Origin of the sequence: Ochrobactrum sp. WV_118_8, from assembly GCF_039631535.1 — a bacterium.
GTDB classification, from domain to species: Bacteria; Pseudomonadota; Alphaproteobacteria; order Rhizobiales; family Rhizobiaceae; genus Brucella; species Brucella anthropi.
The window spans coordinates 2,002,875-2,027,605 of sequence record NZ_JBDIUZ010000002.1 but is presented as its reverse complement, the minus strand read 5'-3'; the positions used below and the strand labels follow the sequence as shown (position 1 = coordinate 2,027,605).

Genomic DNA, 24,731 nt, shown 5'->3' with positions numbered 1-24,731 from the left:
GGATTAGCAAAAATGCTCAAACAACTTCGTCCAGCGCTTGTGATGATCGTGTCGCTCACTGTCATAACCGGGTTGCTCTACCCGCTCGGCATGACCGGTATCGCCCAGGCAATCTTCCCCACTAATGCCAATGGCAGCCTGATCGAAAAGGACGGTACAATCATTGGTTCCGAGTTAGTCGGACAGGGTTTTACCGGCGACCGCTATTTTCACGGTCGCCCATCTGCGGCAGGGCAAAACGGTTATGATGCCGCGAGTTCTGGCGGGTCCAATCTTGGCCCAACCAATCCAAAACTCATTGAACGAATTAAAGCTGACGCCACCGTCCTGTCACAAGATGAAGGTTCTGCACGACCACCGATTGACCTTGTGACAACATCCGCAAGCGGTCTCGATCCGCATATTTCACCGAAAGCAGCTTTCTATCAGGTGCCGCGTGTCGCAAAGGCGCGCGGGATCGATGAAGCCGCACTGCGAGGAATTGTTGAGCAACAAGTTGAAGCTCGTGAGCTCGGATTTCTCGGGGAACCGGTGGTCAATGTTCTGAAGCTGAACCTTGTTCTGGACAGGACCAGCACCAAGTAGAATAACTGGCGGCGGCATGATTTGCCGCCCCTTCCTTTCAGGAGCTTTATTTGACATCGGACCCGCTTCGCTTCGGCGAGAACAGACCGTCCCCCGATGCTCTGCTTGAACAGGCGGAACGCGAAACGCGTGGCCGCCTGAAGATATTTCTCGGTGCCGCGCCGGGTGTTGGTAAAACCTATGAAATGCTGATGTCCGGTCGCGCGCGCAAAGCTGATGGCATAGATGTCGTCATCGGCGTTGTCGAGACACATGGTCGAGTGGAAACCGAAGCGCTGACGGAAGGGCTTGAGATTATTCCGCGTGCGCAAGTGGCCTATCGCGGGCATCTCTTGGATGAAATGGATATCGATGCTGTGCTGGCTCGCAAACCGCAACTGGTTCTTGTGGATGAACTGGCGCACACGAATGCACCGGGCAGCAGACACCCCAAACGTTATCAGGATGTCGAGGAAATTCTGGCGCGCGGGATTGATGTCTATACGACGCTCAACATCCAGCATGTCGAAAGCCTAAATGATGTTGTGGCACAGATCACGCGTATCCGTGTGCGTGAAACAGTACCCGACAGCATCATCGACCGTGCCGACGACATTGAGCTTATCGATCTCACGCCGAATGATCTCATCAAACGTCTTAATGAAGGCAAGATTTACCTACCAAAGACCGCGAAACGAGCGATCCGCAATTACTTTTCTCCCGGGAATCTGACCGCGTTGCGTGAATTGGCACTGCGCCGCACCGCCCAGCGTGTCGACGAGCAACTGCTCAGTCACATGCGCGCCCATGCCATTGAAGGGCCATGGGCTGCAGGCGACCGCATATTGGTTGCGGTCGATGAACGCCCCCGTAGTATATCGCTGGTTCGCTACGCGCGTCGGCTTGCGGATCGTCTTCGTGCACCTTGGGCGGCCATCCATATAGAAACGGCACGGTCTGCGGGGCTTACTGAAGAAGCAAAGGACAGGCTTGCAACGGCATTGAGGCTTGCCGAACAGCTCGGCGGGGAAACAATCATCATTCCCGGTCAATCCGTCGCCGAAGACATTGTTCGCTATGCTTCAACACACAATTTCACCCAGATCGTCGCCGGAAAATCGATAAAATCGCGCTGGCGTGAGATGATCGACGGCTCCATCGCACGAGAACTGGTGCGGCTCTCCGGCGCCATCGACATTCACATAACGGCAGGTGTCGACTATGAAAACGGGGAGGCCCCTCGTAAGGTAAAGACCGCCAGTCAGAAGGCAACGCCCGACATCACGCCCTATCTGATCGGTATGGTGATGACAGGAATAGCGCTTGTCACCGGCTTGCTGCTCGACCAGTTTCTGGATGTGCGCAGCATAGCACTGGTGTTCGTTGTCGGCGTTCTTGGTGTTGCGGTCACCCTTGGTCTTTGGCCAGCGCTTTTCGCATCCGTACTTAGCGCTTTCGCCTATAATTTCTTCTTTCTTTCTCCCCTCTACACGCTTTCCATCGCCGATCCTGAAAGTGTTGTGGCGCTGATTTTCTTCCTGTTCGTGAGTTTCATTGCCAGCAATCTGGCGAGCCGGGTCCAGCGGCAGGCTGCAGCGGCACGGCAACGTGCACGCATGACGGAAGATCTGTATCTCTTCAGCAAAAAGCTGGCAGGGACTGGCTCGCTCGATGATGTGTTATGGGCCACCGCATTCCAGATCGCATCAATGCTCAAGGTGCGGGTCGTGATCCTTCTCCCTGAAGGAAACAGTATAACGGTCAGAGGTGGTTATCCGCCTGATGACACTCTGGATGACGCCGATATCGCTGCAGCACACTGGACCTGGGAGCACGACCTTCCCGCTGGGCGTGGTGCCAATACTTTGCCGGGTGCCAAGCGACTCTATCTGCCTCTCAAAACCGCCAGAACATCAGTTGGCGTCATCGGCCTCGACAATGATCGCATGGGGCCTATCCTCACGCCTGAACAACAGCGTCTCTTCGAGGCTTTGGCCGATCAGGCCGCAATTGCCATCGAACGCGTTCAGCTTGTCGGTGATGTGGAGCGAGCAAAACTCGCCGCCGAAGCTGACAAATTGCGTTCGGCCCTGCTCACCTCAATCTCACACGATCTGAAGACCCCGCTGGCGGCAATTCTGGGCGCAGCCACGACCTTGCGCGACTATTCCGGCTCATTGCCAGATACAGACCGTTCCGATCTCGTTGCAACCGTGGTAGACCAATCAGAGCGCTTGAACCGCTTCATCGCAAACCTCCTCGATATGACGCGGATTGAAGCAGGAGCGATGAAGCCCAATCTGTCGCTTCACTACGTTGGTGATCTTGTCGGAGCAGCGCTCAATCGTGCAGCCAAGATTCTGGTTCATCATCAGGTCAACATTGCCGTTCCAGCTGATTTGCCTATGGTTCAGCTTGATGCCGTTCTGTTCGAGCAGGTCTTGTTCAATTTGTTCGACAATGCGGCGAAATATGCCCCCGAAAACACACCGATTACAATTAAGGCTCATGCTGCTCCGTCTCGTATAACACTGGAAATCAGTGATCGGGGTCCAGGTATTCCACCCGGTGATCTGGAGCGCGTGTTCGATACGTTCTATCGTGTGCGTAAAGGTGATCACGTGCAGGCCGGTACCGGACTGGGGCTTTCAATCGCTCGCGGTTTCATCGAAGCAATGGGGGGCTCTATTCGGGCCGGAAATCGGCATGAAGGCACCGGTGCCGTCTTTACAATCGCTTTGCCCGTCCCAGCTGATGAAGTTGACAGGAACTCATGAACGATCCGAAACTGAAAATTCTTGTTGTCGACGATGAACCAGCCATCCGCAAACTGTTGCGGGTCGGACTGACGACGGAAGGCTACACCGTCGTCGAGGCCGTGAATGGTGGCGAAGCCGACGAGCGCATTACGACGGAAAAGCCCGATATCGTGATACTTGATCTGGGCCTTCCTGACACTGATGGGCATGCGCTGCTTCAACGCTGGAGAGAAACCGGCGTGACCTTGCCTATTCTCGTCCTCTCAAGCCGAACCGACGAAGCGGGGATTGTTCGTGCACTTGAAGAAGGAGCCGATGACTATGTCCCGAAACCTTTCGGTATGAAGGAACTTGCCGCGCGTTTGCGTGTCGCGTTGCGGCACAGGTTGCAACAGCAGGGAGAAAAGCCACTTTTCCAGAGTGACGGCCTAACCGTCGATCTTGTGCGCCGTATTGTGAAACTCAATGGTGAAGAAATTAAACTGTCGCCGAAGGAATACGATATTCTCCGTCTTCTCGTGCAGCATGCCGGAAAAGTGCTGACGCACCATTTCATTCTCAGCCAGGTCTGGGGGCCGGCGGCTGATGTGCAATATCTTCGCATCTATGTCCGCCAGCTGAGACAGAAGATTGAAAAATCCCCGGATCAGCCGCATTATATCCTAACCGAAACAGGCGTCGGCTACAGGCTGCGCGAAGCTGATCCAGCTCCCTGAGGCAGCCGGAACCAAGCCTCTGCGGAAGCGTTGTTTGCCAAACAACCCAGAGCATTTCTAGCTTAAACTGAACCACTAAAAATGCTCTATCTCTTTGTTTTTACGCATTATCCTACGCAAAACCACTTCGCACTTTTGCTGGAAATGCTCTAGGTAACGGAGGCAAGCGTGGTCGAGCTGGTCAACAATATCGACAATCTGGAGTTTATAATCGCCAAGGCCCGGGAATATGACGTTCAGGTTCCCGCAACCGATGAAGAATCCGGGTCAAATGCCAGCGATGACAATGAAGTTGATATTCTCGACGCCTCACTGGCAAATCCCACCCGCAAGGAACTTTTTGCGGCTATCCGGTCCCTAAACATAGATGAGCGGCAGGAACTGCTCGCTTTGATGTGGGTTGGACGTGGAGATTTCAGTGCGGAAGAATGGGACGAAGCCCTCTCAACCGCCGCTGATCGTGACAATGGCCGTGAAGCCAAATATCTCATAGGCACACCGCTTCTCGGAGATTATCTGGAAGAAGGACTGGTTGCCCTGGGTTTTGATGTTGAAGCCTACGATAATGAATAAGAAAAATTGATGTTTCCATGCACCCTTCTGTTTTGACGCTGCCATGTCCCGGCATTAGTGTCGAAAGCAAATCGGGTTGGCTTATGCTGAACTCGAACATTCAGCGCGACGGAGGACGGCACAATGCTTCAGAAAAACCTCGACCAGAAAACAGACTTCTATATTGATGGAGCGTGGCGCGCTCCGATAGAAGCCAAGACCATTGAGGTCATCAACCCCGCCAACGAAAAGCCTTATGCCGTCATCTCTGCCGGTTCCGCAAAAGACATCGACCTGGCGGTCGCAGCCGCACGCAAGGCTTTTCCGTCCTGGAGCGAAACCCCGGCGGAAAAACGCATCGGTTACATCCGACGGTTAGTGGAAATTTACGAAACCCGTCTGGAGGAAATGGCCAAGGCAATTTCACTCGAAATGGGTGCACCGATTACACTTGCGCGGGAATCGCAGGCAGCGGCAGGCCTCTCGCATACCAAGGCTTTCATTGCGGCCTTTGAAAACTTCGAGTTCGAAGAGATCCTTTCTCCGAAACACCCGAACCAGACGGTCGTGCGCGAACCAATCGGTGTTTGCGGCCTCATTACGCCGTGGAACTGGCCGATGAACCAGATCGCGCTGAAAGTTATTCCAGCACTTGCGGTCGGCTGCACCGTCGTCCTGAAGCCGTCCGAGATTGCGCCGATGTCGGCCATGCTCTTTGCCGAATTTGTGGATCAGGCAGGTTTCCCGAAAGGCGTTTTCAATCTCGTCAATGGTGAAGGCACCGTTGTTGGCGAAGCCTTGTCGCAACACCCAGATGTCGACATGATGTCCTTCACCGGCTCGACCCGCGCCGGAACGGCAGTTTCGCGAGCAGCAGCAGCAACGGTAAAGCGCGTTTCGCTGGAGCTTGGTGGCAAATCGCCGAACATCGTTTTCGCCGACGCCGATCTTGAAAAGACTATGGCACGCAGCCTTGCGCATTGCTTCGAGAATACCGGACAGTCCTGTAATGCGCCGACGCGCATGCTCGTGGAGCGCTCAGTTTACGACAAGGCAGTAGACCTCGCGAAAAAGATAACAGAAGGCACGAAGGTCGGCGACCCGGCAAAGGAAGGCGATCACATCGGCCCGCTTTCCTCCTCAATCCAGTTCGAGAAAGTTCAACACCTGATCCAGAAGGGCATTGATGAAGGTGCACGGCTTGTTGCGGGTGGTACGGGACGTCCCGACGGGTTCACCGAAGGTGATTTCGTCAAGCCAACCGTCTTTGCCGATGTAAACAATGACATGACGATTGCTCGCGAAGAAATCTTCGGACCGGTGCTTGCAATGATCCCGTTTGATACCGAAGAAGAAGCCGTCGCCATTGCCAACGACACTCCATACGGGCTTGCAGCCTATATCCAGACCGGTAGTCCGGAACGCGCAAAACGCGTGGCCCGCAAATTGCGCGCTGGCATGGTGCAGATCAACGGCACATCGCGTGCACCGGGAAGTCCGTTTGGCGGCTACAAGCAATCAGGCAATGGTCGCGAGGGCGGCAAATGGGGGCTGGAAGACTTCATGGAAGTAAAGCTAATCAGCGGCTGATCTTTATACTACGACAATAAAAAGCGCCGGTTAGCGGCGCTTTTTAGTTTTTTACTTGATACTCAAGCTTTCTCGATAACGCGAATGCGATGGTCCCCGCCTATATCGATGAATTGTGTCCGTGGCGGCACTTCATGAACATCGTGCGTGCCAAAGCTTTCGGGGTAGAATGCATAACCTTCCGGTGCTTGCGGTGGGCTTGTATCGTCGAGCAGCCGACCGCCCGTCAATTCCGTCATCGGATCGGGAATGGCCGAAATCAGTCTCCGTGTATAGGGATGCGTCGGGTTCGAGAATATCCGATCCCACGGTCCGCTCTCAACAATCTGCCCGAAATACATAACCGCCACACGGTCGCTCATATGCTCTACGACACTCAGATCATGGCTGATCATGATATAAGAGAGACCGAGCCGTTCTTTCAGTTCCAGCAGCAGATTGATGATCTGAGCCCGGATCGAAACATCGAGCGCCGAAACAGGCTCATCAAGCACGATAACTTTCGGATTGAGCAGCAGCGCGCGTGCTATGCCGATGCGCTGGCGTTGCCCACCCGAAAACTCGTGCGGAAAACGCTTTGCCTGCTCGGGCTTCAAACCGACAAGACGCAGAATTTCCTCGACGCGCCCATCGACTTCGCTGCGCGAGGTCACACCGTGAAGTCGCAAGGGCGCCGCCAGGGACGTATAGACTGTCTGGCGCGGATTGAGTGAAGCGAACGGATCTTGAAAGACCATCTGCGCCATCTTTGCTCGTTCCAGCCGCGACGGTTCGTCCTTTCCGGTGATCGGTCGTCCTTCAAAATAGATTTGCCCGCTCGTCGGCTTTTGCAAGCCGACGAGGGAGAGTGCAAGCGTAGATTTACCGCAACCGGACTCTCCAACAATCGAAAGACACTCGCCTTTGTTGAGGGTCAGGCTGAGATTGTTGACGGCACGCAGCAATTGCTTTGAGCGACTGAAAATGCCGCCGCTCACCGGGAAGTAAACGCAGACATCGTCGATGCGGACCAATGGTTCTGCTAGTTTGGCTGAATGCATGTCATTCATGATGGAAACACCTCACCACACCGGCATCTTCAAGTGGCGTCCAGCCCGGTTTTTGCGCACGGCAAATATCAGTCGCGCGCGTACAACGCGGCTCGAACCTGCAGCCCTTTGGAAAAGCGGAAATGGAGGGTACCACGCCTTCGATTTCCTGCAGCCGCAACTGACCTGCTTTTTGTCGTGAGCCGAGCTGCGGTAGAGAGGCCAGAAGACCATGCGCATAAGGATGAGCCGGGTGGTGGAACAGGCCTGCTGTTATGCGCTGCTCGACTAGATGCCCAGCATACATGACCCCCACGCGACGACACATTTTCGCGATGACACCAAGATCATGACTAATCATCAGGACAGAAGTTCCTCGTGCAGTGCAAAGCTCTTGCATCAGACGAAGAATTTCCGCCTGAACAGTCACATCAAGCGCGGTCGTGGGTTCGTCAGCGATCAGCAAATCTGGATCACACGCGAGTGCGATAGCGATCATTACACGCTGGCGCATACCGCCCGACATCTGATGTGGATAGTTCTTCACACGTTGCTCTGGCGCAGGAACTTGAACACTGGCGAGCGCTTCGATCGCTTTGCGCTCCGCCTCGTGCCAAGTAGCACCTTGGTGCAGCACGAACATTTCCGCGATCTGCCGCCCTACAGGCGACAACGGATTGAGAGCAGTCATCGGCTCCTGAAAGATCATCGCTATGCGATTGCCGCGCAGCTTGCGCATTTCACGCGACGACATTGACCGCAAATCCTGCCCTTTGAAGCGTATCACGCCATCCGTTATCGACAGTGGTTTGCGCAGCAATCCGATCATCGATAGTGCAGTGATGCTCTTTCCGCAGCCAGACTCTCCAACCAGTCCGAATGTCTCGCCGGCTCCGATAGTGAACGATACGTCTTCGACCACGTTATGCTTGCTCGAACCAGAAACAATATCGATCCGGAGGTTCTCTACCTCAAGAAGTGCTTGTTCGCTCATACCTTGCGCGTCCTCATATGCGGGTCGAGCCAGTCGCGAAGACCGTCGCCGAACAGATTGAGTCCAAGCACCGTGAAGAAGATGGCCAAACCGGGAAACACGGCAGCCCAAGGCGCGTTCACGATCAACTCACGCGCATCAGTGAGCATGTTGCCCCAGCTTGGATCCGGTGGACTGATCCCAAGACCAAGATAGGAAAGTGCTGCTTCTGCGAGAATTGCGTCGCCCATTCCAAGAGTGCCGATAACGAGGATCGGTCCGATCATGTTTGGCACGATCTGCGTGATCATGATGCGCGCATCGCTATAGCCAAGCATCTTGGCAGCCTGAATATAGCCCTGCTTCTTTAGTGAAAGGGTCGAACTGCGCGCAATGCGGCAAGTCCAGGACCAATTCGTCAGGCCAAGCGCGAGCAGAAGGCTTGGCAAACCGGGGCCGAGGACCGCCATAATTGCCAGCGCGAAGATCAGCGACGGAATTGCCAGCATGAGATTAGTGAGACCATTGACGAAATCATCCCACCAACCGCCGAAATAACCGGCAGAAATGCCAAAACACAGACCAATAACCGTGTTGATGCATTGCGAGACGACACCAACGGTCAAAGACACTTGCGCACCATAAAGGATGCGCGAATAAACATCACGACCCTGGGCATCAGTGCCAAACCAGAATTGTGCATCGGGTGGCAGTTCTGCATTCATCAGATCGGCATCGAGAACCGGATTATAGTGCGCCAGCAATGGTGCAAATACGGCAGCGCCTACGATTACGATGCACACGAACCCGCCAAATACGAGATTGAAACGGAGCTTCATGGGCTTACTCGTGGCTTATGCGCGGGTCGATAACCGCGTAGAGAATGTCAACGATCGTATTGATGACCAAAAACCACAACACGATTACGAGAATTGCCCCCTGCACCACGGGAATGTCGCGCAGCGAAACGCTATCGATCAGCAAGGAACCAAGGCCCGGCCACGAGAATAACTTCTCCACCACCACGGCCTGCCCCATCATCGATCCGAATTGCAAGCCGATTGTCGTGATAATCAGCACCAGCGCATTGCGCATGACATGCCATTTCACCAAGCGAAAGCTGCTCATGCCTTTAGAGCGGGCGGTACGAATGAAATCAGCGCCCATCACTTCAAGCACGGCTGCACGCGTTGTTCTTGCCAGCAACGCCAATGGCGCAACACCCAACGTCAGCGCAGGCAGAATGACGTTTCTGATGCCTCCATCGCCATAGCCGAAACTCGGCAACCATCCGAGTGTCAGTGCGAAGAGATACATGGCCAGCAGGCCCAGCCAGAACTGTGGTAGCGAGAGGCCCGAGACTGCGCCTATCATCGTCACACTGTCGAGAAGGCTTCCGGGTTTAAGTGCCGCGAGAAACCCAAGCGGTACGCCTATCAGGATCGCAAACCCCATAGCCGCAAAAGCGAGCTTCAATGTTGGCCACATGCGCTCCTGAATAAGCGAGACAACCGGCTGTCTTGATCGATAGGACGTACCAAGATCAAACTGTGCCAGTTGAACCAGATAATTGCCGAAACGCACATGGACAGGCTTGTCGAGGCCAAATTCCTGAGTGATCTTTTCGACCATCTTCGGGTCGTTCATGCCCTTGCCATTGGCAATTAGGCCAGAAGCGATGCTGCCCGGAACAACACTGAAAATGATGAAGATCAGCAGTGATACAGCGACGACCGTCGGTATCATCTGCAAGACGCGCCGAAAAATAAAATAGAGCACATGGTCCTCCTTTCGGATCAGCGTAAACTACGCTGGAGCAAAGGGGATCAGTGGCCCGCCCGATAACGAGCGGGCCGATCCAGATCAGCCAGAATTAGCGACCGGACGGAACCGTGTCATCAACCCACAGCTTTTCATAGGACTGAACGGCGAGCTCCGCCGAGTTCGGCTGCAGGCCATGCAACCATGGCTGATGTGCCATGACAGCCTTATTGTAGTTGAAGAACCAGACCGGCGCTTCTTCCTGCAACAGGTTGTTGGCCTTCTTCAGAAGCTCGTTCTTCTCTTCTTCGGTTTTCGCCACCTTTGCCTCATCGACAATCTTGTCGAATTCTGCGTTCGAGAACTTCTGGTAGTTACACGCAGATTGTGGGGTTGTGGAATAGAAGCACTGCATCGCCGTCAGTGCATCCGGACCGCTTTCGAGCGACCACATATAGGCCTGGAAATTGCCAGCCGGAACTACATCCGCAAGCACTGACGCTTCGACCGGCTTTGCCTTCACCTTGATACCGACCTTGGCGAGCATCGGAATGATCGCTTGAACGATGGTCAGGCCCCAGCTCTCGTTTTGCGTTGCCGTCAATTCGAATTCGAAGCCGTCGGGATACCCAGCTTCAGTAAGCAAAGCTTTTGCTTTTTCAGGGTCATACGGATAAGGCTTCGCATCCTTGTCGAAGGCTGGCGATGAGTTCGGCAGCCAACCAACAGCACGATAGGCCTTGTCTTTGACGAGACGCTTGATGATGAGATCGCTATCGATGGCGTAGTTGATTGCCTGACGAACGCGCTTGTCCTGGAACGGCTTGAAATCCGGATTAAAGCCGACGGCGCGCGTATATACCTCAGCTACCTCGACCATATTCTTTGCCAGTTCAGGATCGGCAAGATAGGCGGTATATTGTGCCGGCCCGAGCACGGCTACGTCGATCTCCTTGTTGCGGAACGCAACGTCGCGCGCGGCCGCATCACCCATGATCATGATATTGATCTTGTCGGCGTAGGGCTTGCCCTTTTCGTAGTACTTGTCCCACTTCTCCACTGTCAGGCGAGAGCCGGGAACATATTCCGCAAACTTATAAGGTCCGAGACCAATCGGGTGGCGCTGAAACTCTTCGCTATCACCCTCACCTGCCGGGTAAATGGCAGTGTTGTTGCGCATGAACTGGAAGCCCGGATCAATTGGCTGTTTCAGCGTGATTTCGAGCGTATGGTCATCGATCTTCTTCAGGCCGGAAATTTCCTTGGCCTTGCCCTGCGTATATTCCTCCGCTCCTTTGATTTCGGCGATGTAACGTGCCGGTGGGAATGCCTTTTTCGGATCCATGATCCGGGTATAGCTCCAGATAATGTCGTCTGCCGTCAAAGGCTTGCCATTGTGGAAAAATGCATCCTGACGAAGCTTGTAGGTATAGACGAGCCTGTCGTCGGACACAGTCACATCAGTTGCAAGACCGAGTACAGGTTTGTTGAGATCAGCATCCCAATCATAGAGCGTACGGTGAATCGCCTTGGCGTAGAACTCGTCTTGTGTGGCAGGCGATGCTTGAATATCGAGCGTCGAGAAGCTGTCGCCGTAGGGCGCGACAAAATTGATGACGCCTCCCGAACGTGGTTCGTCCGCCGCGTAAGCCGCCGTTCCGGCCAGCAGGACTGCGGACAGCGCTGCCAGCAATGCAAATTTTCTCATGTTGTTCCCCTTCATAAATGTCATTCTTGCGATTCAGATGAACCGTTCTTCGGGCAGCTCTGTCGAAACCTCGCTGCCCGAAATCGCCCCGAAGCGTTTACGCTTCAATTCTTTTTATTGCCCCCGGAAACCGGGAGCATTTAACTCACGACCGTTCGAATACGACCTCACCGTCACGCATGGTAAGAACACAATGCGTGTCGTTGAGAATCTCTTCCGGCTTCGCGGTGAGCATATTGCGTGAAAAGACCGCAATATCAGCAACCTGCCCAGGTACAAGCTTGCCCTTCACATTCTCCAGCTTCTGAGAGAAAGCACCGAACTCCGTATAAACCTGCAGGGCCTCTTCGATGGTCACGCATTCGCGGGTATCCATCACCGTTCCCTTACCCGTTTCGCGCGTAAGCATCGAATAGATGTTTGGATAGGGGTTCGGATGGCAGACCGGTGAATCACTGCCAGTCGCAGGCTTAAAGCCCAGATCCTTCCAAGTTTTCAGCGGATAGCTTGAAAGAGCGCGTTCCTCGCCAAGAACAGAAATATAGGCGTCACCAAAATCGTATATGAAGACCTGTTGCGGACAAGGATAAATCCTGGCTTTCTTCATCCGCTCATGCTGTTCCGGCGTAGAGAATCCGCAATGTTCGATACGATGGCGGCGATCTGGATCGGGATGCGCTGCGAGTGCCTTTTCATAGGCTGTAATAAGCTGTCCAATCGCTGCATCGCCGATAGCGTGGCAAGCCAACTGATAACCCTTTTTGTGGGCATCGAGCACCAGCGCTTCCAGTTCTGCATCCGGCAATATCTGGACACCTATATTATCGTCGTCGCCGAGATACGGCTTGCTCATCCATGCAGTGCGTCCGCCCGCCGATCCATCAAGGAAAATCTTGACGGCACCGACTGTCAGCATGTCATCGCCGACACCGGAAACAAGGCCTGCTTTGTAGCATTCTTCGACAATGGAAGGTCCCGGATCGCCGAGCAGTACGAGCCAGGTGCGCACCGGCAAGCGCTTGTCGAGTTTGGCGAGGTTATAGGCACGGATTTCATCGAAGCCCGCGACCTGACCGACAGCGGCGTCCATAACGCTGGTGATGCCATAGGAAAGGAGAAGACTGCCTGCGGCCTCAATGGCCTCGATCATCTCTTCCGTCGTTGCCTTGGGGATCGCTTTGCGGACGGCGCCTTGCGCATTTTCTGCAACCATCCCCGTCAAAGTACCATTCTTTTGCTCGATCAAGCCGCCATCCGGTACCGGGGAATTTTCGTCGATACCCGCCAGTTCAAATGCCTTCGAATTGAAGATCGAAACGTGGCCACATGCGCGTACCACCATGACAGGATTGTTTGGAGCAACAGCATCAAGCTCCGACTTATGCGGATGGCGACCGACATCGAGCTTGGTCTGGTCATAGCCGCGTGCTCTGATCCATGCCCCGGGAGGTGCGGAAGCAGCTTGTTCCCGAATGGCGTCAAGCAGGCTTTGCAATGTCGGGGCCGCCTGCGGCGTCGCATCAATCCACTTGAGTGTCAACCCAATCGAAATGAGATGCAGGTGAGCGTCATTCAGCCCGGGTGTGGCAAAGCGCCCTTTCAGATCGATCAAACGCGTATTATCGCCCTTCAAAGACCAGATTTGATCCTTGGTGCCCGTAGCAAGCACCTTGCCTTGCCAGATCGCTAGGGCTTCGACTGTGCCCTCTTCATATCCACACCAGATCGTGCCGTTATAAACTATGGTATCGGCACACAATTTGGGCATTACAGGCATTTCAGCGATCCCCTCCCTACTTCACGCTTTTATAAGTGCAGGGAGATTTCCATTGATGCTTTGAACGATCAAGCCGTGGATTTGTTAAATTTCGTGGGAACAAATTGTTCAAAATGACAACTACACGGTCAATCTGCCGAAACTTTTGAAAAAAAGACCGGCATCCGCTTGGCAAAATGATAAAAGGTTTCCACCATAATGATAGCTGCCGCGCTCACCTGTCAGCAATCGCAGCTTATAAATGTTAGCGAAAAAGCGAAACATGAGCGGCGGTCACTCGTGAGGGTGTCGCATGATCCGGAACAATCTGGATCAACCACGTACCCCCGAACTCGTTCCTTGACGACTGTTGAGACCAGCACAATTAGCCGTCAAGGGATGGGGTGAACAGGGCATCCTCGTCAGCACGACCACGACGCCCTGGAAAATGACGACCAACCTGTCAATATGCCGATCCGGGCGAGCGATCCGCCAATTGTTCGGGTGTCAGCAAATCTGCATGATGAGCACGCGCAACATCAGGATGGGACCGGAGGCGACTTTTGAGATTATTTGCACCGACCTCTCGGAAGATTGGATTTAGCGCATCAACAGTAACGCCGCGCTCCCTGGTCTTCAACTCATCCGGCAAATCTATAACAGGGATGATTGCATCGTATCGGGCGCCCAGGAAAAAGGCGACGGAAAAGCGTTCCACACCGGCTGGCGGCGCGACAACGCCATGCACATCTGCCCGCACGAATCCATTGGTGGAAAGCTCAAGCAATTCTCCCGTATTGATAACAAAAGTGCCGGGAACCGGAGGCGCATCGATCCATTCACCGTCTTCCCGCTGAACGCGCAGACCGGGGACAACATCCTGCAACAGAACAGTAACGAAACCGCCGTCCTTGTGGGCTCCTACCCCTTGTTCGCTTTCCGCCACACCGCGCCCCGGATAACGGATAATCTTTAGGAGCTGAGACGGATGCGGCTCATAGATCTGGGCGAAAAAGTCTTCCGGCTGTCCCAAAGCCGCCGCGATGGCCTTGAGAATATCAATGCCAACGCGTGTCACCTCGGCCTGATAAGCAAGCAACAATGGCTTAAGTTCGGGCAGTGCTTCCGGCCACTGGTTCGGGCCGATCAAACGCTTCCATGCCGGGCTATTCGGACCGATCTCGGCAGGTTCTGCTTCCGTGTTGATATCGAGCTGTTCGCGCCAATCCTGCTCGCCACGCGTCCGTTCAAGGCCGGCACGATTGTAACCGCGGAAATGCGATGACTTCACCATTTCTATCTTGAGTTTTTCTTCCGCTGGAAGTGCGAAGAACGTCTTCGCCGTTGCAACCACGTCCTCCACGAGTTTCGGATCGACGCCATGTCCCGTGAGATAGAAAAAGCCATGTTCGTGAAGAGTGCGGCGCAGCTCCTCAATGAAACTGTCGCGCTCCTCGGCGCTGCCGTTGAAACGGGACAAATCAAGCAGAGGCAGATTGATTGGGGTGGTATGTATATTCATCGGAAGCTCCTGAAAAACTCTCAGCGGGAACGACGGCTGCGCGCCACACGGTGGTTGACAAGACGGACGGCGTAGTCGCCCGTGATCTGGATGGATTGCACGATCACAACCAGGATGATGACGACGGCCACCATGACCTCCGGCATGAAGCGCTGATATCCGAAGCGAATTCCGAGATCGCCAAGTCCACCGCCGCCGACTGTTCCTGCCATCGCCGAGTACCCGACAAGGCTGACTAGCGTAACCGTTTGCCCCGCAATGATCCCTGGTAGCGCTTCAGGCAAGAGTACCTTGAAGATGATCTGAATTGGTGTTGCGCCCATGCTTTCCGCAGCCTCGATCAGGCTGTGGTCCACCTCACGCATCGCCGTTTCGGCGAGCCGTGCGTAGAGAGGTGTGATGGCCGCGGTCAGTGGCACGATGGCCGCATAGGTGCCAACAGTTGTTCCGGCAATCAGGCGCGTCAAGGGAATGATCGCCACCATCAAAATGATGAATGGCGTGGATCGAACCAGATTGACGACAGTGCCAGCAATACGATTGAAGACCGGTCGTTCAAGAAACTGGCCCGGACTGGTAACAACCAGTGCAACACCGAGCGGCAGGCCAATTAATGTCGACAGAATGGCAGATGCGGCCACCATAATGGCCGTCTGCTTCAGCGATTCAAGCAAGAGCCCGACGAGTGCCGGCGAAAGCAGATCGGACAACATGACCGATGACCTCTCCATGAAGATTGAGTGAAGACAGATAATTGCGGACGTCGGTAAGATCGGTGGAACCACCCTCAGCGACGAGTGTCATGACGCCCAGTGGTCTGCCGCCGATATAGTCTATGCGTCCATGCAGTATGTTCGGATTTATCCCAAAGCGCTGCACGAGTGTCGCAACGACCGGCGCATGCGCGGCTTCACCGGAAAAGATAATGCGCAGAACCGGATCCGACCCAACAACTGGTTGTGGAAGCACCCGCTGCGATACCTCCGGCGGGAGGTCGTGGGCGACGATGCTAGCTAGAAATGATCGGGCGATCGGTGTTTGCGGAAAGGCGAAAACGTCGAAGGTCGCTCCGCTTTCAACGACTTTGCCGCCATCAAGAACCGTCACATGGTCTGCGATCTGGCGCACCACGTCCATTTCATGCGTTATGAGTACAATCGTCAGCCCCAGTCGCCGATTGATATCTTTCAATAGTGAAAGAATTTGCTCCGTGGTTTCGGGATCAAGCGCCGACGTCGCCTCATCCGACAGCAAGATGCTCGGCTCCAGAGCCAATGCGCGCGCGATACCCACACGTTGTTTCTGACCACCAGACAATTCCGATGGATAAGCATCGGCCTTTCCCTTGAGCCCCACCAGATCAAGCAAATCGTTCACGCGGGTTCTTATGGTGCTGCGATCAACGCCTGTGAGCTCCAATGGCAGGGCGATATTTCCAAAAGCAGTTCGTGAAGACAGCAGACTAAAATGCTGAAATATCATTGATACTTCACGCCGAACCTGTCGCAATTCGCCTTGACGCAACGTTGTGATCTCTCGCCCGGAGACAACGACTTGTCCTCCGGTTGGGTGCACCAGACCATTCAGGCAACGCGCGAGCGTGCTTTTTCCAGCGCCTGAACGACCAATTATTCCGTGAATGGTTCCCTTGGCGATTTGAAGCGAGACATTGTCGATGACCGGACCGGCCTTCGTGTCATAGGTCTTTGTCAGCGAACGTATGTCGATGATTGACGGTGCCGGGTTTGTATCGTCCGATACGGCGTTCGACACAGGTCCGCTGCGTACGAGCACGTTCATGTCACCAACCCGCTACGATATTGCCATCGAACTTCTTCTCAATGAAGGCTTTGACATCAGGAGATTTATAAGCCTCGACAAGCGTCCTGACCCACGTGGCATCCTTGTTCTTTCCCGCGACAGCAAGCAGGCAGAAATAATCGGATAACTGGTCTTCGATCAGGATCGCATCACGGGTCGGAACCAGCCCGGCACTCAGCGCAAAATGTGAAGTGATGACGGAAAAATCCACGTCTTCCAGCGACCGTGGAAGCTGGGCCGTTTCCATCAGTATGATTTTGACCTTTTTCGGATTATCGACAATATCGAGTTCAGTTGCGTTGAAAGTTACACCCGGCGTAAGCTTGATAACGCCGCCAGCTTCAAGAAGCTTCAAGGCACGGCCTGCATTGCTCGGATCATTGGGAATGGAGATTTGTGCGCCCTCTGGCAGCTCACTTAGAGATTTGTACTTGCGTGAGTAACCAGCCATTGGCAGCAAGACAGTACGTCCGCCAACAGCAACGAGATTGAGACCTCGATCCTTGTTCTGTTGATCGAAGTAAGGTGTATGCTGAAAGCCATTGACGTCGAGATCGCCATCATTTGTCGCCGGGTCGATCAGTGCGCCGTCCGAAAACTCCACAATCTCGATATCCAGCCCCTTTGCCTTGGCAACGGGCGCGAGTGCTTCGGCGATTTCAGCATGCGGCCCCGAAGTCACACCAAACCGGATTTTTTCCGCAAGCGCCGGTGAAGCGACGAGCACTGAGAAGAGTGCTGCGGAAACTGCACCGCGCAAAAATGAAACTGAATGCATCTTATTTTCCCTGCAGTGATTTTCGGGCGCGCCTATGATGCCGCGCGCCAATTGTGCTCATTATTCCACTGGACCAGCCGTGAAGCGGCCTCCCGCAGCGTTTCTTCGCCCTTGGCGAAACAGAAACGGACATGGCTGCGCACATCGCGTGCACCATAAAAAGATGAGATAGGAACCGGGGTTACACCTGCTTCAAGCGTCAACCGTCGGCAAAAATCGAAATCGTCACCGCCATGATCGAGCGACTGTATATCGGCCACCGCGAAATAGGTGGCAGGGACAGCTACGACATCAAAACCTACAGATTTCAGCCCTTCAACCAGCAGATCCCGTCGCGATGCCAGCGTTGTCCGAAGGCCGACAAAGTAGCTATCAGGTAACGAAAGCCCAACCGCAACCGCCGACTGCAATGCTGGCGGCGTGGCGAAAGTGACATACTGATGAGCACGAGCAATCGGTGCGAGAAGCTTCGCGGAAGCTGTCACATAGCCGACCTTCCATCCTGTCAATGAAAAGCTCTTTCCAGCGGAGCCAATTCGCACGACACGGTCGCGGACTTTCTCAACACCGAACATAGAATGAAACGGGTGACCGTCGAAGACGAGATGTTCGTAGACCTCATCCGAAACGATCACGAGATCATGCTTGATCGCAAGTTCGGCGAGAAAGTCCAGCTCATCTGGATCCAGTATCTTGCCGATTGGGTTCATCGGCGTATTGACGACAATGAGTTTCGTCCGTGGAGAAATGGCTTTTGCCAGCTCCTCTCGCGGTAGCTCCCAATGAGGTGGTTTCAGCCGTACCGGCACCACCTTCCCGCCTGCACGGCGGATAAGCGTAGCGTAAGCATCGTAGACCGGCTCGAACAAGATAACCTCGTCGCCCGTATCCAGATGCGCCAGAAACGTATCGGCGAGCGCTTCCGTAGCGCCGGACGTAATTAGAACTTCCCTTTCCCAGTCTACGTCAATACCGAGAAATCGCCTTGCGTTTTCTGCGACAGCTTGGCGGAGAACCGGCAGCCCCATCATGGGCGGATATTGTTGTGAAGTTTCAAGAAGAGCGCGAGCAGCGGCATCAAGGAGTTCGGACGGTTCAAAGCCTTCTGGAAATCCCTGCCCCAGATTGATGGCTCCACGCTCAACAGCAAGTCGCGACATCGCCTCAAAAATAGACGTCCCCGCCTCGCCGAGTACCTGATTGACCATCGAAGCTCCCCTGTTGCAATCGAATTCACGGGGAGAAAGATAAAGCCTACAAAATTAGTGGACAAAGCATGGACTTGCCATCCTCGAACGAGCGAGAGAAAGCTTTTTCAAATTCTGCCGGACGTGAAACAGTTTTACGTTCCACAATCGCAACTACTTCCAAATCACGCCGCCGCCCGGCTGTGGCGATTTCGCCAGAGCTCTTCGGCTTTCTCGAAAAATTGCGCATGGCTTTCGTTGTCTGCGGCGGCGGCCGTCATCATCGCCATGGCAGCCGTCGCAACGATTGTATTTTCTGCACGTTTGTCCGTTGCCGCGCCAGACCAGATGCCATACCAGTATTCGAATGAACTGAAGCTCGAATGCTTGTCACCACTTTCCTTGGAAAGGGTCGGAAGCAATAAATCTGTTTCACGACCATTAAGAAGCCTATGGATCGTATGCGTTCGATGCGGAACTAACTCGGCAACGTCCCGGCTGGTCGAAACTACCGAAATAGAAGGCATATCAAGAAGTACGCCCGCATCGCGGTGTAACTCACGATATGTGGGCTGTGTAACCCCCAAAAACGATGCCTTGAGATTCATCGGATTGAGCAAATGAACGAGGCTATTCATCGATGAACGCGACTCGAACAGTGGGTAAAGCGCCATCAGCGCATGAATCTGAGGAGCGAAACCGGCCAACGGCATAAAACAGATGCCATGCGCTCTTAATGCACCTTCTGCGAGCGAATGTGATGTCGCGATCGGGAGATTGATAGCTTCGGCCGCTATCTCAAGCTTGCCCGAGATTTCACCTGTGCCACAATTACCGTGTAAGACAACAGGATAACCAGCCCGCGCGACCAGCAAGGCTGAAAGCATGAACCACGGTGACTGCACAGAATTCGGCGATAGATAAGCTGGCCAGTCCAGCGCTGGCATGTTCAAGCCCGCCTCCACGGAATAAATTCGTCTCGCTGCTCGCGCTATGCCAGCAAGTTCCGGTGCAGTTTCCCCACGATAGTGAATGAGCCGCAGCAACGCACTGATCTGCATCGGATCGGCATTACCCGTAAAGATCGTCGTGAATGCATCATCAGCCTCAGACATCTCGAGCGGACGGGTGTGCCCGGCTTTTCGCCCTACAACAGCGATATATTTCGCTAGTCGTCTGGCCGGATCGTTTTCGTCCTGGATGTTGGCGAACTGTGCTGCAAGCTGCTCTGGTGTCGGATGGTTTTCAAGCTCAACAACCTTACGGATTCCGAGCGGCGGCGGTGTTACAATGGCGCTTCGCTTCCACCCGTGATGCCCGGTACAGCTCGACTTCGGCAATTCGGTAAAGTCCAAACTCAACAGCGTTTCGGCCTCATTCGCCAACCGCCGTAAACGCCCGCGCAGCGCCTCGGCTTTCGGGGTGGCCACCATGTTTCGGCCGGAGCGAACCAGAATGGGGTCGTTGAACTTTTCGCGAATCTGTCCGAGCAGTCGGCTCATAGCCGCAATGCTTAACCCCATCTGTTTGGCAGCACCGCCAACACTGCCTTCCACAAGAAGTGCATCAAGAGCGATAAGCAAGCGCAATTGTCCCAAACGAAGGCTTTCACTCTCACCTTTCTCCGTTTGTTGCTGCGTTTTCACCGGCTTGCCCGACATCACTTTCTTGCCCGTCCATTTGCGGTTTTTGAAATTTAGAACACTTATAAAACATCACGATTGACGTCACCCGACAGCCATACATAAGGAGACTTGAAAACTCAACTTTAAACGGTGACGAAAATGACCAGCTTGTTTCGGGGATTGTGGGCCGATGGTACACAAAACAGGCGTTTGGCCAGCAAATCGCTCATTTATCGGGCGATCCTTGCGGGGACGTGTCTTTCCACAACGCTACTTCTGAGCGAAATGAATGCCATCGCGCAAACCGCGATCAACGCTGCGGAAGAGGCAACTTCAGACGAAGCTGGCACCAAGAAGAAAAAGGCAACGGAAGCGGGCATCGAAACGACCGCTGATGGAGCTGTCAAACTTAATCAGATTGTTGTCACGGCAACAGGGTTCGAACAGAACATCACCGACGCTCCGGCAAGCATCACTGTCGTTCCTGGCGAAGAGCTGGAAAAAGGCGCCTATCGCGATCTGACCGATGCTCTGAAAGACGTTCAGGGCGTCGCGGTGACAGGTCCGGCGGCCGAGCGCGACATATTCATTCGTGGTCTTCCTGGTTCTTATACTTTGCTGCTCGTTGACGGGAAGCGCCAGAGCACGCGCGATGCCCGCACCAACGGCAACTCCGGCTTCGAGCAGAGCTTCTTACCGCCTGCGAATGCAATCGAACGGATCGAGGTCATTCGTGGCCCCATGTCTTCGCTCTACGGATCGGACGCAATGGGCGGCGTTATCAACGTGATCACCAAGAAAGTATCGGACACCTGGAGCGGTTCTTTCTCTGTAGACGGCACGGTTCAGCAGCATTCCAAATTCGGAAATTCGTTGCAGGGGTCTTACTACATGACCGGGCCGCTGGTCCCGAACCTCGTCGGCGTTCAGGTCTGGGGACGCGGTCTCAAGCGGCAGGAAGACAATATCGTCAGCGGGACGCCAGAACAGAAAGATATCGACATCACCGGTCGCGTTACAATCACGCCGAATGAAGATCATGATATCATGCTCGAGCTGGGCAAGACTCGCCTTCGTCGCGACGCCACCGTCGGCAACACGGCGGCATCGGGCTCGGATTCCTACAACTACAATGATCGCGATCATTGGTCGATCAGCCATACTGGTCGCTGGGGACCGACAACGTCGGAATTCTCATTCCAGCAAGAATGGGCAGAACGCACCAATTTCAATTGGGACAACAAGACCAAGAGCTACGTCGAGAACCTGCGTTCGCCGCATATCCGTAATTCGGTACTCGATGGCAAGTTCACAACTCCGTTCGAATTCTACGGTAATCACACGCTGGTAACCGGTGGACAGTTTTCGCAATCGGTGCTGACCGATCAGAACCCAGGACGTCGTACCGGATTGGATGAAGAGTTCAGCGTTCGCCAGTGGGCGCTCTTTGCAGAAGATGAATGGTGGATCACGCCAGACTTCGCCCTGACAGGCGGTCTGCGTATGGACGACCATGAGATTTATGGCTCCCATTTCAGCCCACGCGGCTATGCCGTCTGGCACGCAACTGAACAACTGACGTTCAAGGGCGGTATCTCCACCGGCTTCCGTGCACCGGAACTCCGTACTATCGCCCCGGGATATGCTTATACGACGGGCGGCGCGGGATGCTCGTATGGTCCAAACGGCACCTGCGGCGTAATCATCGGCGATCCAGATCTGCAGCCTGAAAAAAGCACAAGCTATGAAGCGAGTGTTCTCTGGGACAACCAGTCTGGCCTTCGCCTCGGCGCAACCTATTTCTACACGGACTTCAAAGACAAGATCAGCAATGCGCTGGTGACGGATGCCAATGGTAATCCAATTCGCTGGAGCGAAGATCCGAACTATCGTCTCTGGTACAGCTTCAATATCGATGAAGCCGTCATGCAAGGTGTGGAGTTAACCTTCAACTGGGAAGCAACCGACACAATTACCGTGCGCGGCAACTATACCTACACCGACTCCGAACAGCAGACCGGTGACTACAAGGGCTTGCCTCTGACACGTACACCGAAGCACATGGCCAGCTTGCGTGCAGATTGGATAACGCCGGTTGAAGGCTTGAGTGCATGGGCCAGCGGTAACTACCACGGCGAAGAAACCAATGCGGGTGCGCGTATCGGCACAGCCGGTGAACCCGTCTACAGGAACGGCAAGGTAGTCGCTCGCAAGTACAAGCCCTATGCAACCTTCGATATCGGCGGCTCGTATGACTTCAGCGAGAATGTTACTCTGAACGCTGCCGTCTACAACGTCTTCGACAAGAAGGTTGATGTTGATGACTTCAATACAGTCGTCGATGGTCGTCGCCTCTGGGTCGGTATGACTTCCCGCTTCTAGTATCACAACAAAAAGACGCCTGCCCGCAATGGCTGGCGTCTTTTGCATGAATGGGATGCTCTTATGAGCGCACTGACGAATATCGTGAAGAAAGCATGCCTGATGATGACGGGGATACTGATGGCTTCCACCGTGAAGGCTGCTGAGCCTTCCACCTCGTCCTTTGATATGGAAGCCAACGGCATCGCCTATCGTATATTCACCGCTGCACCGCAGGAGGCTGCACCCGAAGGTGGCTATCCTGTCATATACATGGTCGACGGCAATCGCATGTTGCCGATTGCAGCAAAGCTCATGGCAGAAAACTCTGCCCTGAAGGCTGTATTTGTGGGCATCGGCTACCCGACTGACAATCAGGAAGAAATCGTCCGCCTGCGATATTTCGACCTCACGCCTCCGACACCTGACGATCTGATCCCAGTCCACTTCAATGTACCAAAGACTGGAGGACGAGATGCATTCTTCGACTTCATCGACAATCAGGTAAAGCCGGAAGTCGAAAAGCGTTTCAACGTCGATAAAAGCCGACAGGCCCTGTTCGGCCACTCTCTGGGCGGATTGTTCACCCTTTATGCCTTGTTCAACCACACGAATTCCTTCCAGAGCTATAGCGCAGCGGACCCATCGATCTGGTGGAATGATCGTTCAATTCTAACTGATAAAAATCAGTTCATCACGCGCTTCAAGGATGCCCCTCGCCCAATCCGCTTGCTTATAGAAACCTCCGGCAAACGTGGTAGCCGCCCCGGCCAGACGAAGCAGGACGATGACCGTTTGAAGAAACTGCGTGGCGGACCTTCCGGTTCAGACATCTTCAAAGAGCTTTCTGAACTACCGCAAGTTGGCGCAGCCTTTCATCGTTTCGAGGATGAGAGCCACGGCTCAATGATACCGCTCACGGTGGCGGACAGCCTTAATTTCATTGTGCTCGGACAAAACCCCAAGGGCAAAAACAACTGAATTTTCTCTCTCGGTCTTTGACGGAGAAGATACTTGACTGTAAAGCACAGGATTGATGAAAGGATCGAACATCATGCTGAATATCGCTCAACAGGTTACACGCTTGTGCGGTGCCGCCATAATGGCGCTGAGCATTGCCTCAACTGCAAATGCTGCTGATGTGACTATCAAGCATGCTCAGGGTGAAACAGCAGTTCCAGCCTCACCAGCTAAGGTACTGGTTTTCGATCTCGGCACCCTCGACAATCTGGATCGCCTTGGCGTCAAGGTGACTGGTGTTCCCAGCGGCATATCGTTTCCTGCATATCTGAAGAAATATCAGGGCGACGAGTATGCGAAAATCGGCACATTGTTCGAGCCTGACTATGAAGCCGTTAATGCGGCAGAACCAGATCTTATTATTGTGGCAGGTCGTTCGGCTGCGAAATATGGTGAGCTTTCGAAGATCGCTCCAACCATCGATCTAACGACCAATGCGAAGAATTTCATCGCCGACACTGAAGCCAATGTCGAGAAACTTGGCCAGATTTTCGGGAAGGAAGCAGAAGCAAAGGCGGAAGCCGAGAAGCTTGATGCCGCACTTGTTGCATTGAAGGAAAAGGCCGCCAACAAAGGCACCGGCCTTCTGATCCTCACTTCCGGCGGCAAAATCAGCGCTTATGGCCCCGGTTCGCGTTTCGGCGTCTTGCATGACAGTTTCGGGGTCAAGCCTGCAGCGCCTGACCTTTCCATCGGCAATCATGGCCAGCCCGTGAGCTCGGAATTTATCCTCGAAACCAATCCCGACTGGCTGTTTGTCATCGATCGTGACGCCGCCATCGGTCGTGAAGGCAATTCGGCAAAGCAGGTTCTAGACAATGAGCTCGTGCGCCAGACCAATGCCTGGAAAAGGGAGCAGCTTGTCTATCTGAACGCTCAGAACTGGTATCTGATTGGTGGCGGTCTCGGCGCGCTTCACGGCACGATCGATCAGCTTTCCCAGGCTTTCGACAAAGCAAAGTAACAGCTTTCCAAACCCAATCCGGTCGGGCCACACAGTTATAGCAGGT

At 54.1% G+C, this 24,731-nt stretch carries 20 protein-coding genes; 8 read left to right on the top strand and 12 right to left on the bottom strand.

What is annotated here, in order from left to right; genetic code table 11:
- Positions 1–12: 12 nt before the first annotated feature.
- The 5 genes from kdpC to ABDF71_RS23725 all read left to right on the top strand — a co-directional run bounded on the left by kdpC (position 13) and on the right by ABDF71_RS23725 (position 6,181).
- Positions 13–585, top strand: coding sequence for a potassium-transporting ATPase subunit KdpC (gene kdpC, locus ABDF71_RS23745; RefSeq protein WP_151663093.1), 573 nt, complete (start codon positions 13–15; stop codon positions 583–585).
- A 50-nt stretch (positions 586–635) separates the two neighbouring features.
- Entirely contained in the window at positions 636–3,341 is a 2,706-nt protein-coding gene (locus ABDF71_RS23740) for a DUF4118 domain-containing protein (RefSeq protein WP_151663094.1), read from the top strand.
- Positions 3,338–4,039 carry a response regulator transcription factor gene (locus tag ABDF71_RS23735; RefSeq protein ID WP_151663095.1) on the top strand — a complete coding sequence of 234 codons (702 nt, stop codon included), beginning with the start codon at positions 3,338–3,340 and terminating at the stop codon, positions 4,037–4,039. The genes ABDF71_RS23740 and ABDF71_RS23735 overlap by 4 nt, the downstream gene beginning before the upstream one ends.
- A 168-nt stretch (positions 4,040–4,207) precedes the next feature.
- A complete protein-coding gene (locus ABDF71_RS23730) occupies positions 4,208–4,612 on the top strand; it encodes a DUF3775 domain-containing protein (RefSeq protein ID WP_012093148.1) in 405 nt (134 codons plus the stop codon).
- Positions 4,613–4,735: 123 nt separating this feature from the next.
- Positions 4,736–6,181 carry an aldehyde dehydrogenase family protein gene (locus ABDF71_RS23725; RefSeq protein ID WP_151663096.1) on the top strand — a complete coding sequence of 482 codons (1,446 nt, stop codon included), beginning with the start codon at positions 4,736–4,738 and terminating at the stop codon, positions 6,179–6,181.
- Between the two features lie 62 nt (positions 6,182–6,243).
- Here ABDF71_RS23725 and ABDF71_RS23720 read toward each other — a convergent pair whose 3' ends face one another.
- The 12 genes from ABDF71_RS23720 to ABDF71_RS23665 form a co-directional block, all read right to left on the bottom strand.
- A complete protein-coding gene (locus ABDF71_RS23720) occupies positions 6,244–7,230 on the bottom strand; it encodes an ABC transporter ATP-binding protein (RefSeq protein ID WP_010658969.1) in 987 nt (328 codons plus the stop codon).
- The gene (locus ABDF71_RS23715) at positions 7,223–8,203 is read right to left on the bottom strand and encodes an ABC transporter ATP-binding protein (protein WP_010658970.1); all 981 of its coding nucleotides are present in this window, start codon (positions 8,201–8,203) and stop codon (positions 7,223–7,225) included. Before ABDF71_RS23715 ends, ABDF71_RS23720 begins: the two co-directional genes overlap by 8 nt.
- The gene (locus ABDF71_RS23710) at positions 8,200–9,021 is read right to left on the bottom strand and encodes an ABC transporter permease (RefSeq protein WP_012093150.1); all 822 of its coding nucleotides are present in this window, start codon (positions 9,019–9,021) and stop codon (positions 8,200–8,202) included. Before ABDF71_RS23710 ends, ABDF71_RS23715 begins: the two co-directional genes overlap by 4 nt.
- Before the next feature lie 4 nt (positions 9,022–9,025).
- Positions 9,026–9,961: an ABC transporter permease gene (locus tag ABDF71_RS23705; RefSeq protein WP_010658972.1), complete on the bottom strand. Its 936-nt coding sequence runs from the start codon at positions 9,959–9,961 to the stop codon at positions 9,026–9,028.
- A 94-nt stretch (positions 9,962–10,055) separates the two neighbouring features.
- The gene (locus tag ABDF71_RS23700) at positions 10,056–11,651 is read right to left on the bottom strand and encodes an ABC transporter substrate-binding protein (RefSeq protein ID WP_151663097.1); all 1,596 of its coding nucleotides are present in this window, start codon (positions 11,649–11,651) and stop codon (positions 10,056–10,058) included.
- 145 nt (positions 11,652–11,796) lie between these two features.
- Positions 11,797–13,419: an amidohydrolase gene (locus ABDF71_RS23695; RefSeq protein WP_369522077.1), complete on the bottom strand. Its 1,623-nt coding sequence runs from the start codon at positions 13,417–13,419 to the stop codon at positions 11,797–11,799.
- A 451-nt stretch (positions 13,420–13,870) separates the two neighbouring features.
- Positions 13,871–14,929 (bottom strand): isopenicillin N synthase family dioxygenase, encoded by a 1,059-nt coding sequence (locus tag ABDF71_RS23690; RefSeq protein ID WP_151663099.1) that lies wholly within the window; start codon positions 14,927–14,929, stop codon positions 13,871–13,873.
- Positions 14,930–14,949: 20 nt separating this feature from the next.
- Entirely contained in the window at positions 14,950–15,642 is a 693-nt protein-coding gene (locus tag ABDF71_RS23685; RefSeq protein WP_151663100.1) for a methionine ABC transporter permease, read from the bottom strand.
- Positions 15,596–16,729: a methionine ABC transporter ATP-binding protein gene (locus ABDF71_RS23680; RefSeq protein WP_151663101.1), complete on the bottom strand. Its 1,134-nt coding sequence runs from the start codon at positions 16,727–16,729 to the stop codon at positions 15,596–15,598. Before ABDF71_RS23680 ends, ABDF71_RS23685 begins: the two co-directional genes overlap by 47 nt.
- Position 16,730: 1 nt before the next feature.
- Positions 16,731–17,528, bottom strand: coding sequence for a MetQ/NlpA family ABC transporter substrate-binding protein (locus ABDF71_RS23675; RefSeq protein WP_036587369.1), 798 nt, complete (start codon positions 17,526–17,528; stop codon positions 16,731–16,733).
- Between the two features lie 32 nt (positions 17,529–17,560).
- Complete coding sequence (locus ABDF71_RS23670; RefSeq protein ID WP_036587372.1) at positions 17,561–18,736, bottom strand: aminotransferase; 1,176 nt, start codon at positions 18,734–18,736, stop codon at positions 17,561–17,563.
- A gap of 164 nt (positions 18,737–18,900) precedes the next feature.
- Complete coding sequence (locus ABDF71_RS23665; protein ID WP_151663102.1) at positions 18,901–20,376, bottom strand: glycosyl transferase family protein; 1,476 nt, start codon at positions 20,374–20,376, stop codon at positions 18,901–18,903.
- Positions 20,377–20,499: 123 nt separating this feature from the next.
- Here ABDF71_RS23665 and ABDF71_RS23660 point away from each other — a divergent pair, with 123 nt between their 5' ends.
- The 3 genes from ABDF71_RS23660 (at position 20,500) to ABDF71_RS23650 (ending at position 24,685) form a co-directional block, all read left to right on the top strand.
- A complete protein-coding gene (locus ABDF71_RS23660; protein ID WP_094515672.1) occupies positions 20,500–22,722 on the top strand; it encodes a TonB-dependent receptor domain-containing protein in 2,223 nt (740 codons plus the stop codon).
- 63 nt (positions 22,723–22,785) lie between these two features.
- Complete coding sequence (locus ABDF71_RS23655; protein ID WP_029927163.1) at positions 22,786–23,682, top strand: alpha/beta hydrolase; 897 nt, start codon at positions 22,786–22,788, stop codon at positions 23,680–23,682.
- Positions 23,683–23,737: 55 nt separating this feature from the next.
- Complete coding sequence (locus tag ABDF71_RS23650) at positions 23,738–24,685, top strand: siderophore ABC transporter substrate-binding protein (RefSeq protein ID WP_373418742.1); 948 nt, start codon at positions 23,738–23,740, stop codon at positions 24,683–24,685.
- The last annotated feature ends 46 nt before the right edge of the window (positions 24,686–24,731 follow it).

Bases quoted from the DNA above. Each gene is read 5' to 3' on its own strand.
- kdpC (WP_151663093.1), top strand. From the start codon at position 13: ATGCTCAAACAACTTCGTCCAGCGCTTGTGATGATCGTGTCGCTCACT.
- ABDF71_RS23735 (WP_151663095.1), top strand. From the start codon at position 3,338: ATGAACGATCCGAAACTGAAAATTCTTGTTGTCGACGATGAACCAGCC.
- ABDF71_RS23725 (WP_151663096.1), top strand. From the start codon at position 4,736: ATGCTTCAGAAAAACCTCGACCAGAAAACAGACTTCTATATTGATGGA.
- ABDF71_RS23720 (WP_010658969.1), bottom strand. From the start codon at position 7,230: ATGAATGACATGCATTCAGCCAAACTAGCAGAACCATTGGTCCGCATC.
- ABDF71_RS23715 (WP_010658970.1), bottom strand. From the start codon at position 8,203: ATGAGCGAACAAGCACTTCTTGAGGTAGAGAACCTCCGGATCGATATT.
- ABDF71_RS23710 (WP_012093150.1), bottom strand. From the start codon at position 9,021: ATGAAGCTCCGTTTCAATCTCGTATTTGGCGGGTTCGTGTGCATCGTA.
- ABDF71_RS23700 (WP_151663097.1), bottom strand. From the start codon at position 11,651: ATGAGAAAATTTGCATTGCTGGCAGCGCTGTCCGCAGTCCTGCTGGCC.
- ABDF71_RS23695 (WP_369522077.1), bottom strand. From the start codon at position 13,419: ATGCCCAAATTGTGTGCCGATACCATAGTTTATAACGGCACGATCTGG.
- ABDF71_RS23690 (WP_151663099.1), bottom strand. From the start codon at position 14,929: ATGAATATACATACCACCCCAATCAATCTGCCTCTGCTTGATTTGTCC.
- ABDF71_RS23685 (WP_151663100.1), bottom strand. From the start codon at position 15,642: ATGTTGTCCGATCTGCTTTCGCCGGCACTCGTCGGGCTCTTGCTTGAA.
- ABDF71_RS23680 (WP_151663101.1), bottom strand. From the start codon at position 16,729: ATGAACGTGCTCGTACGCAGCGGACCTGTGTCGAACGCCGTATCGGAC.
- ABDF71_RS23675 (WP_036587369.1), bottom strand. From the start codon at position 17,528: ATGCATTCAGTTTCATTTTTGCGCGGTGCAGTTTCCGCAGCACTCTTC.
- ABDF71_RS23670 (WP_036587372.1), bottom strand. From the start codon at position 18,736: ATGGTCAATCAGGTACTCGGCGAGGCGGGGACGTCTATTTTTGAGGCG.
- ABDF71_RS23665 (WP_151663102.1), bottom strand. From the start codon at position 20,376: ATGTCGGGCAAGCCGGTGAAAACGCAGCAACAAACGGAGAAAGGTGAG.
- ABDF71_RS23660 (WP_094515672.1), top strand. From the start codon at position 20,500: ATGACCAGCTTGTTTCGGGGATTGTGGGCCGATGGTACACAAAACAGG.
- ABDF71_RS23655 (WP_029927163.1), top strand. From the start codon at position 22,786: ATGAGCGCACTGACGAATATCGTGAAGAAAGCATGCCTGATGATGACG.
- ABDF71_RS23650 (WP_373418742.1), top strand. From the start codon at position 23,738: ATGAAAGGATCGAACATCATGCTGAATATCGCTCAACAGGTTACACGC.